This window comes from Pseudomonadota bacterium, assembly GCA_010028905.1.
Classification (GTDB): domain Bacteria; phylum Vulcanimicrobiota; class Xenobia; order RGZZ01; family RGZZ01; genus RGZZ01.
Genome location: RGZZ01000186.1, coordinates 1 through 9,055 on the forward strand (window position 1 = coordinate 1; position 9,055 = coordinate 9,055).

General features: G+C 67.8%; 9 protein-coding genes. 2 read left to right on the plus strand and 7 right to left on the minus strand.

Annotated elements, in window-relative coordinates:
* Together EB084_13370 and EB084_13375 are read left to right on the plus strand one after the other, a co-directional pair.
* Positions 1-873: hypothetical protein (locus EB084_13370; protein NDD29247.1), on the plus strand; the 873-nt coding region annotated here is incomplete at its 5' end.
* Positions 874-1,034: 161 nt separating this feature from the next.
* Positions 1,035-1,481, plus strand: a complete 447-nt coding sequence (locus EB084_13375) for a transcriptional repressor (protein ID NDD29248.1) — start codon at positions 1,035-1,037, stop codon at positions 1,479-1,481.
* Positions 1,482-1,512: 31 nt separating this feature from the next.
* Here EB084_13375 and dacB read toward each other — a convergent pair whose 3' ends face one another.
* From dacB to EB084_13410, 7 genes are all read right to left on the minus strand, one after another.
* Entirely contained in the window at positions 1,513-3,030 is a 1,518-nt protein-coding gene (gene dacB, locus EB084_13380) for a D-alanyl-D-alanine carboxypeptidase/D-alanyl-D-alanine-endopeptidase (GenBank protein ID NDD29249.1), read from the minus strand.
* Between the two features lie 53 nt (positions 3,031-3,083).
* A complete protein-coding gene (locus EB084_13385; protein NDD29250.1) occupies positions 3,084-4,757 on the minus strand; it encodes a hypothetical protein in 1,674 nt (557 codons plus the stop codon).
* 108 nt (positions 4,758-4,865) lie between these two features.
* Complete coding sequence (locus EB084_13390; protein ID NDD29251.1) at positions 4,866-5,327, minus strand: hypothetical protein; 462 nt, start codon at positions 5,325-5,327, stop codon at positions 4,866-4,868.
* A 77-nt stretch (positions 5,328-5,404) separates the two neighbouring features.
* Positions 5,405-6,604 (minus strand): acetyl-CoA C-acyltransferase, encoded by a 1,200-nt coding sequence (locus EB084_13395; protein ID NDD29252.1) that lies wholly within the window; start codon positions 6,602-6,604, stop codon positions 5,405-5,407.
* A gap of 100 nt (positions 6,605-6,704) precedes the next feature.
* Complete coding sequence (locus tag EB084_13400) at positions 6,705-7,679, minus strand: hypothetical protein (GenBank protein ID NDD29253.1); 975 nt, start codon at positions 7,677-7,679, stop codon at positions 6,705-6,707.
* Between the two features lie 21 nt (positions 7,680-7,700).
* Entirely contained in the window at positions 7,701-8,090 is a 390-nt protein-coding gene (locus EB084_13405; protein ID NDD29254.1) for a hypothetical protein, read from the minus strand.
* Between the two features lie 20 nt (positions 8,091-8,110).
* Positions 8,111-9,028: a hypothetical protein gene (locus tag EB084_13410; protein NDD29255.1), complete on the minus strand. Its 918-nt coding sequence runs from the start codon at positions 9,026-9,028 to the stop codon at positions 8,111-8,113.
* Positions 9,029-9,055: the final 27 nt, after the last annotated feature.

Genomic DNA, 9,055 nt, shown 5'->3' on the forward strand with positions numbered 1-9,055 from the left:
GGACCGTTCGGCGTTCAAGGTCCGCAGGCGATGCAGTCGCTCGCCAACATCGCACAGGGCTTCCCGATGGGCTCCGCAGGCCCGATGGACACCTCGAGTCTCAGCGCCAATGCACAGTTCGCCCTGAGCCCTGAAGATCAGCAGAAGGTGCTCGAGTTCTACCGCAAGCTGTGGGAGCTCCAGCAGCAGCTGTTCGCGCAGATCGCAAGCGGCGACGAAGAGGGCGCGGGCCAGACGCGCCACCAGATCGAGCAGCTCTACGCCCAGCTCGCGGGGCACACCGACCGCGTCTCGGCCCCACAGCCCCAGCCGGAGTATCCGAACTGGCAGAACGGGGGCGCTCCCGCGGGGGCCGGCCCCGAGGTCGGCGGCGGTCCCGGGGCAGAGGCGCGCGACGTCAACCCGAACGACTTCAACGGCGGCACCCCCATGGGACGCGAGCTCGCCTCGCTGGCCGTGCAGCACGCCACCGACGGCACAGGCGACGGCCACCACTGCTACCGCAATGTGGCGCAAGACCTCGCCAAGGTGGGCATCAACGTGAGCGGCGAGAGCGCCTACATGGCGGCCGACCAGCTGGCCCGCAACTCAAAGGTGCAAGAGGTCAAGGGCCTCAACAGTCAAGACCTCCAGCACCTGCCCCCAGGCGCCATCGTGGTGTGGAACCGCGGCAACGGGCACGAGCACGGCCACATCTCCATCGCCACGGGCGACGGTCGTGAGGCAAGCGACGTCATGCGCCGTCAGATCACGAACTACGGAACCTCGTTCCGCGTCTTCCTGCCCAACGACCATGGCGGTGGCAATGTGGGCGCGCACCAGGCAACAGGGGGCGGCGCGCACCACGCGACGGGCGGTGGCGGGCGCCACTGAGCGCCACACGCCTCGTCTCCAGACCCGAGCCACAGGCCGCCCCGGCGGCCTGTGCTCTTTCCGTGGGAACGCGCCCCGCCGCGCAGGTCCATTGACACCCCTTCAACCCGAGGCTATGATCCTTCAGAAGCGATGCGAAAGACGTTCCCGCGACAAACCCGATGATCCAAGAGAAACAGATCTTCTACGCCTACCTGCAGAAGAAGGGGCTGAAGCGCACCGCGCAGCGTGACGCGGTGCTCGAGCTCTTCCTTGCCAGCCACGATCACCAGTCCGCGGAAGCGGTCTACCACAAGGTGCGCGAGGCCCATCCCGGGATCGGCTACAGCACAGTCTACCGCACCCTCAAGCTGCTCAAGGAGTGCGAGCTGGCCCGCGAGGTCTACTTCGCTGATGGGCGCATGTACTTCGAGCACCACTTCGAGCAGCCCCATCACGATCACATGGTCTGCACCGCCTGCGGGCACACCATCGAGTTCTACAACGCCACCATCGAGGCGCTGCAAGACCAGGTCGCGGCAGAGAACCGCTTCACGCCCACCCGCCACACGATGGTGATCTTCGGGATCTGCGAGACATGCTCACGGGGCGGCAAGAGCGTCGAGTAGCTTCGACCGCCGAGGCCAGCGCCTCCGATGGTCAGCCCTGGGGCGCAGGCGCCGCCGACTGCGAGAGCACGCCGTCAACGGCGGTCATCAATGCATCTTCCGTGGCCTTCACCCCCGCGCCCGGGTATCCATTGCACATCCACGCGAAGGAGTACCGCCGACCGTCCTTGAGGGTGAGCCATCCCGCGAGGCTCGACACGTTGTCGAGGGTGCCGGTCTTGGCGCTCACCCGCCCCTGCAAGGACGGCATGCGACGCTTCAGCGTGCCGTCGACCCCCGCGATGGGCAGCAGATCGCGGCTGACCGCGTCACGATAGTACTGAGCCACGACGTTGCGCAACGTCGCGGGGGAGACGAGATCCTGGCGAGAGAGCCCGCTGCCGTCAACGATCTGGTGCGCCTCGTCGATGTGCAGCAGCTGCGCCTCCCGATCGGGTGCCTGCGCGGAGCTGCCGCCAGCGAGAGCCCGAAAGAGCGACTCGGCGTACACGTTGTCGCTCTCCTTGAGCATCTGCCGCTCGAGCTGGGCCAGCGGTGCCGAGGCGTGCTGCCAGAGCGTGCGCGCGCCCGTTGGCGCCACCGCCCTCTCCACGCCGCCGGTGACCTCGATGCCGCTCTTCTTGCAGAGCCACTTGAGCACATTGCCCGCGTAGATGGCGGGATCGTGCACCGTGACCCAGGTGCTCGACGGGGCAGACACCGTTCCGTCGATGGTGATGACGTTGGTGCCGAGCCGTCTGTCGACGTCGAGACGGGTCTCGGCCCCTGCGGTCGCGTGATTGTCAAAGGTGAGATAGCCGGTGTCCGGCTCGGCCACCGCGCCGCTCCGGGACACGCGCACGATGGCACACCCCTCGTCTACCGTGAGCGCGTCGCTCTCCGCGCTGTAGTAGGCGCTGAAGTTGTTCCACGACCACCCCGTGCCGAGACGCGCGTCGTCGAATGCGTGATCATCGACCAGCACCTTCCCCTCGACGCGCTTGATGCCGAGGCGCTTGACGGCCGCCTCGAGATCGGCGGTCTGCAACGAGGGGTCTCCGCCACCCACGAGATGGAGATCGCCGCGCAGCACGCCGGCCGCGTCGACCTGTCCCGTGGTGACGATGGCGGTCTGAAAGGTCTTGTCTGCCCCGAGCGCCGCCGTGGCGGCCGCCCCGGTGATGAGCTTCATGCACGACGCAGGGTTGAAGAGCCGCTCCGCGTCTCGCTGGTACACCACGTTGCCCTTGTCGTCGGCGATGACGAAGCCCCAGTGCGCCGACCGCATCTTCTCGTCGCGGGCGATCACGCCCTCGATGGCCGCGGCCAGACGCGCGTCCGGTGCCGCGGAAGGTGAATCGACAGGCGCAGCAGCGCTGGCGAGAGGCACAAGAGGCACGGCTTCGTCGCACGTCGACGCCATCGACGAGGCGACGAACACATCCGGACACACCGAGGCCTTCAGGAGGCACGGCGCCGGGATCGACGTGGCGGGAATGGGACGCGCGACCGCGAGCAACGTCTCAAGCGCAGGGGTGGAGAGTCTCATGCGCCGCCAATGATAGCACATCCCCGCACCCGCGGAAGGCAACGATTTGTAAACGACTGGCAAGGTCTTTGGCTTCAGCGACGACCCGCGAAGAAGCTCTGATAGACCTTTCGCGCGATCTCGAGGCGCTCCGACAAGGGCGGATGGCTGCTTGCCGCCTTCACCTCGGCGCTCACAGAGAGATCGCCACCACTGGCCTGCCGCAGCTTCTCGAGGCTGTCGATGAGACCCACGGGGCGATAGCCCGCATCGTGGGCGTACAGCATGCCGTATCGATCGGCCTGATACTCGGCCTCCCATCGCTCCGCGGGAGACTGGGCCTGTTCGAGCAGCTCGAGGGCGCGGCGGAGGTTCTCACGATACTCTGAGACGAGCGCCTCGAGGGTCTGGCTCTCTCCGCTGGCCGTGCCGTCCTGCAGCGCCATGGCCCGACGGCGCGCGTCCTCGGCCTTTCGGACGTACCCCATGATCTCTTGCTTCTTGTCGAACGACCGCTCGAGGTGACGCATGCACGCATGGGCGATCTCATGCCCGAGCACGCCAGCCAGCTCTTCGTCGTCGACGATCTCGAGCATCCCGCGCGTCACATACACGCGACCATAGCCCACGGTCATGGCATTGAGCTTCCGCGTCTCGAGCACACGAAACGACCAGGGCAGGCTCGCCCGAGGCGAGCACTGCGCGATCTTTCGCCCGACGCGGTCGACCCTGGCGATGAGCGACGGATCGGTGGAAAGGAGCGCCACATGCTGCATGATGTCAACGGTTCCCGCGTCCGCGATCTGCTTCTCGATGGGATCGTTGGCGCTCAGCGTGACCTCTTCGCGCTGGCCCTGCCCACCATCGCCTGCCCCCGCGCTGACAGCCGACCCCCTGGTCTGCCGGCCCGAGACCGCACCCAGCGCCGTGGGATAAGCGGCCGGACCGCTCGAGCGACGCGCCACGGGGCGTGACGAAGGCGCCGTGGAGGCCTTGACGGCGACCGGGCGCCGCGGGCTCCGCGTGGCCGACGCGAGGGGTGCGGCGGCCATCGCCTTCCCCGTGGCGAGGATGTCAGGCGGAGGCCCAGTCGCCAGGAGCGACGTGTCGGTGCGCAGGTTCCACGCCTGCCAGACGTCGGCGCGCTGCGGCATTGCGCGTTCGACGGCAGGCTTCCCCGTCTCCCCCACAAGCCTGTGCCCTTGTACGAGCGGCTTGCCCGCGCAGGTGACGCTGCCTCGCCAGGCCCATACCTCGAAGCGGTCTCGCTCGAGTCTGATCTCGGCAGCGCCATCGCTCACGGTCACCTCGCCCGCGGGAGAAAGCACCTTCACACGCATCGCGCGATCCGCGTCCATCCACGCTCGCCCCTCCAGCAGACGCACGACGAGCTCACCCTGCTCGCGCGAGAACGCCTCGACGCGACCCACGCTGTAGATGAACAATCGCATCGACGCCGCCGTCTCGAACGCGAGCGCCGATGACATGCCCTCGGTTGTGCGCACCTCGTCCCCGATGGCGAGCGAAGTACCGTCCGGCGCGGCCTTCCAGGGGTCTTTCCCTCCCTTGCGAAGCTCTGGCGGCTTTCCCGCGGAGCGCACCTGCGCCTCGATCTCGGCGTCGCTCGCGGTGCGCAGCCGACTCGAGAGGAAGAGGAACATCGCCGCGACCCCGAGCGCCGCGGCGATGAACCACACCGGAGAGACGGACTTGGGCTGGGGGCCTCGCTGTCGGGGGCGCGGCGAAGGCGTCTGAGGGGCACCGTTCATGGATGCGCAATTCGATGGCGCTCAGGGCCGCCTCCTCCGGGAGGCTGTCGAAGCAAAAGGCCCCGAGCTTGCGCTCAGGGCCTGGCAGTCGCGACAGACGTGCCGCGGCTACTTCATGAAGGTCTCCGCGAGACCGAAGTGCCACTGACCGCCCTCGCGAAGCATCTCGAGCCCGATGGGCTTGCTCGCATCGCCCCCCGTGACCTCGACCTTGCACTTGTCTCCCTGGACGGGCCCGGCCTTGTACGTGAGCGAGGCGATGGACTCGGGGTTCATCTTCTCGCAGAACGCATTCCAGAAGGCGTTGAGCACCTCTTCATTGTGCTTGTCGAACAGTGCGCGGACCTCTTCTTTGGAGACCTTGCCTGCCTTGGCCGTCTCAGAGACGATCCAGCCCTTGCTGCCCTCCGTGAGCGCATCCCACGCATCACCGTACCGCTTCTCCGCAAGGTCGGCCCAGAACGCCTGGCAGGCCTTGGCCGGATCGCCGCCCTCTGCGCGAGCCATCGGGATCATCGTGAGCATCAATGTCAGAACCAGCGCCGCAGTGCGCAAGGTGTTCCTGGTCATGGGAAGTGTCCTCTCTCCGGGTCTCGTCGTTGAACAGACGAGTACGTGACAGTTCGCAGCCGCGCGCCTGCTCCCCTCTATCCGACAGAGGGGCGCTCGAAGCGTGCGGCCAGCCCCATGCCGCCCGAGACACAGAGCGTGGCGAGACCGTTGCGCGCGTTGCTGCGCCGCATGGCGTGGAGCAAGGTGACCGTGATGCGCGCGCCCGTGCACCCGATGGGATGTCCGAGGGCGATGGAGCCACCGAGCACATTGATGCGTGCCTCGGGCAGCCTGTACAGCTCCTGACAGGCCAGCACCTGCGCCGCAAAGGCCTCGTTCACCTCGTAGAGGTCGATGGCATCTGGCGAGAGACCCGCGCGCTCGAGCACCGCCTTCGCCGCGAGCGCGGCGCCCAGCCCCATCACGGCCGGATCGAGACCCACCGCCGCGTACTCACGCAGATGGGCCAACGGCACGAGCCCCCGCCGCGCGGCCTCTTCCGCCGACATGAGTATCAACGCGGCCGCGCCGTCGGTGATTCCCGAAGCGTTCCCCGCCGTGATCGTGCCCTTGAAGACAGGCGGCAGCTTCTTGAGCGACGCGAGGGTGGTATCGGCTCGGGGGTGCTCATCGACCGCGAAGATCGGCCGCGCCTTCTTGCCGGTGAAGCCGAACGCTTCGAAATCGACAGGCGCGATCTCGTCGACGAACGCTCCCTCAGCGGCTGCGCGCGCCGCTTTCTGCTGGCTCTCCAGCGCGAAGGCGTCTTGTGTCTCTCGAGAGATGCCATACTGCTCGGCCAGGGTCTCGGCCGTCTCGCCCATGATCTTCTCGCTGAGCGGACAGCTGAAGCCATCGCGATACATACCATCAACCACCTCGCCGTGGCCCAGGCGATAGCCCCAGCGCGCCCGCTCGAGCAGGAAGGGCACGCGGCTCATGCTCTCCGTTCCCCCCACGGCCACAACCGTCGCACGACCGAGCATGATGGCCTCGGCCCCCATCAAGATGGCGCGCAGACCACTGGCACACGCCTGGTTGATGGTCACGGCGGGCACTTCGTGCGGCAGCCCCGCCTTCACCGTCACCTGGCGCGCCACATTCGGCCCGCCACCCGCCTGTCGGGCGCAGCCGAAGAACACCTCCGCGACGTCGCCGTGGGCGAGCTGAACACGCTCGAGCGCGGCACGCAGCGCCACCGCACCCAGCTGGGCGGCGGTGAGATCTGCCAGCGCGCCTCCGAACCTTCCGATGGGGGTGCGAACAGCGGAGACGACAACGACGTCAGTGGACATGGGCGACAGCTCCTCTCAGGTGCGCGCTGTCTTGGCGGGTTCACCCGACGTTCCTGCCGCGGCAGCGGCGCCACATCGCCGTCTCGACGGTCGCGCGCGATCAGCGCAGCCCGACGCCGGTCTTGTCGCGGAACCACCAGTCGCGCTCGTGTGGCGGAATGACATCGCCCGGGTCGCTGCCATCGGCCAGCTCGAACGCCACGCCGAAGTACGACACCAGTGGCTGCCCACGATCTCCGCGCTCGAGACGCTTCTCGAGCGCCACCATGTCGAAGCGCTCCGCGACCTGACGCTTCACGCTCCAGCGCAGCTCGCCCTCGAGCACGGCGTCGACGCGCTGCCGTCCGTTGCGGAAGAAGGAGGCCGTGCCGTGAACGGCAATGATGGCCACGCCCGCCTCCACGGCTTTCACCTTGGCGGTGAGCGCGTGCGGCCCGATCTCCCCAGGCGCCCACTCGTCTGAGCCCTTCCACGTGGTGTCGGCCAGGTTGTCTCGGCAGATCTGCAGCGCGAGGCTCTCTGGCACCTGGCGCGAGACGCCAGGGCGCAGGGGTGTGGGCAGCATGCCCAGCAGCTCCTGCCGCGTGACCCAGACGTGATCGTACTGGGGCTCTTGTGAGAACACCATGTCGTGGCGGAAGTACGATACCGCCGATGCGCTGATGCGCTCGCCGGTGCGCTGCAGACGGCGCGTGTAGGTGCGCAGCACCATGCCTCCCGCGGGCGGGTGGATGGCCTCGGCGGGATCGCGCTCCACGGCGCCCACCCGCTTTCGCGCGCGGTCTGCGACGGGGAGGGAGGCATACTCCGCGGAGGCCTGTCGCAGGGTCTCGGGAACGTTCATGCGTCCGGAGATGTTGCGGATGTGCGCCAGGACCTTGCCAGAAGGCGTCGTGATGTAGATGCCCTGACGCGACGGATCGAGCGCGTACGGCTGCTGCACCGCGGAGACGATGGCCCGGAAGAGATCGCCTTCGGCGTCCTGCTGGGTGTAGAGACGAATGCCGTTGGCCGCCACGGCGACGAACTCTCGCCGCACGATGCGGATGACCTCGGGGTCTGAGAAGGCGAGCACACGGCTCGCAAGCCCGTTGGGTCAGGTACTTCCCAGAGGGCTGCCGTCCATGCACCAGAGGAGCATCGGTCGGCTCTCTGACGCAGCCCGCTGGCGCGCCTTCCACAGGCTGGTCATCCACGGGATCTGCTTCCAGTGGGCTTCGTTGCACCCCGGCTTGATGTCGGCGTGAAGACGGCGAAGCTCGGCCGCCGTTCCCAGCAGCGCGGCCAGGTCACGCCGGCCAGCCTCGATCTCTTCGCTGGTTCCAAGCGGCTCAGAGGAAGCAGACAAGGGGGAGGCCACCGTCGGCGACACGTTCCCGGACGAGGCGGCGCGTCGCACGGGGATCTGCCCGCGCAGCGCCAGCGCGAAAGCGATTCCGCACGCCACCACGCTCAAGACAAGCAGCCGATGGGTATCTCGTCGCATGGAGGAGGGTTTCGCCGGCGTCAGGGCGTGCTCCTCGCCGTGGCCGAGGAGCGCGGTTCGTATGCGCAGACGGCAACCCAGGTCCCGTCTGTGTGAATGGTGACCGAAGGACTGATGGGCTGCAGGGTGGCGGTCGGCGGGAAGAGACCGCGGAACGCTGGGTCGACCTGAAACGAGAGGCCGTCGCGCGACAGGGCGGAACCGATGCTGGCGTCGACGGTCTGGAAGAGCATCTGGTAGGCGCCGCTCGACATGAGGAACATGGTCGATGGAGCCGTGCCCTCGACGCGGCTTCCCTCATCGACCGTGAAGCGAAGCCCATCGGTGGAGACGGCGCTGCGCACCTCGGGAGCGCCCTGACGCGTATGGAACAGACGGTAGCGACCGTCGGCGAACATGATCACATCGGCGTCGTCGACGGCCGGTCCCTCGAGGCGGGTTCCGGGCTCGCGCTTCCACGTGATCCCGTCTCTCGACAGGGCGCTCCGCACCTCACCCGAGGCCACGTAGTACAGGCGGTAGTCGCCGGAGGGGATCTGCATCACGCACGGGTGCGAGGCCTTCCCTTCCTCGCCGCTGACCGTGACCGGAACCGACACCTCGAGGTGAAACCCGTGCCCCACGCCCGTGCGACCGACCTCGCTGCGCGCCATGCCCTGATACGGCGTGTCGTAGACGATGAAGGGGCGACCGCTGATCCAGGCCAGACGAGGATGATGCCCCGTCTCGCCCGTCATCAGCGGCATGGCCTGGGGCGGGGTCCAGGTGGCGCCGTCGGCGCTCCAGGCGACATAGAACCCCTCGTACTGCACCGTGGCCGGCGCCTCCGCGGGAACCGCGACGCGCGCGGCCTTCCTCTCGCGATGCTGCAGCAGGAAGACGGCGCCGTTCAGCGCGACGAGAAGCAGGGCGAGCAGAGCCAGGATGCGCGCGTTCACCAGTAGCCGTGCTTCCTGAGCGCTTTC

Excerpts from the sequence above, each read along its gene's own strand:
- EB084_13375 (NDD29248.1), top strand. The coding sequence starts at position 1,035 with ATGATCCAAGAGAAACAGATCTTCTACGCCTACCTGCAGAAGAAGGGG.
- dacB (NDD29249.1), bottom strand. The coding sequence starts at position 3,030 with ATGTGCTATCATTGGCGGCGCATGAGACTCTCCACCCCTGCGCTTGAG.
- EB084_13385 (NDD29250.1), bottom strand. The coding sequence starts at position 4,757 with ATGAACGGTGCCCCTCAGACGCCTTCGCCGCGCCCCCGACAGCGAGGC.
- EB084_13390 (NDD29251.1), bottom strand. The coding sequence starts at position 5,327 with ATGACCAGGAACACCTTGCGCACTGCGGCGCTGGTTCTGACATTGATG.
- EB084_13395 (NDD29252.1), bottom strand. The coding sequence starts at position 6,604 with ATGTCCACTGACGTCGTTGTCGTCTCCGCTGTTCGCACCCCCATCGGA.
- EB084_13405 (NDD29254.1), bottom strand. The coding sequence starts at position 8,090 with ATGCGACGAGATACCCATCGGCTGCTTGTCTTGAGCGTGGTGGCGTGC.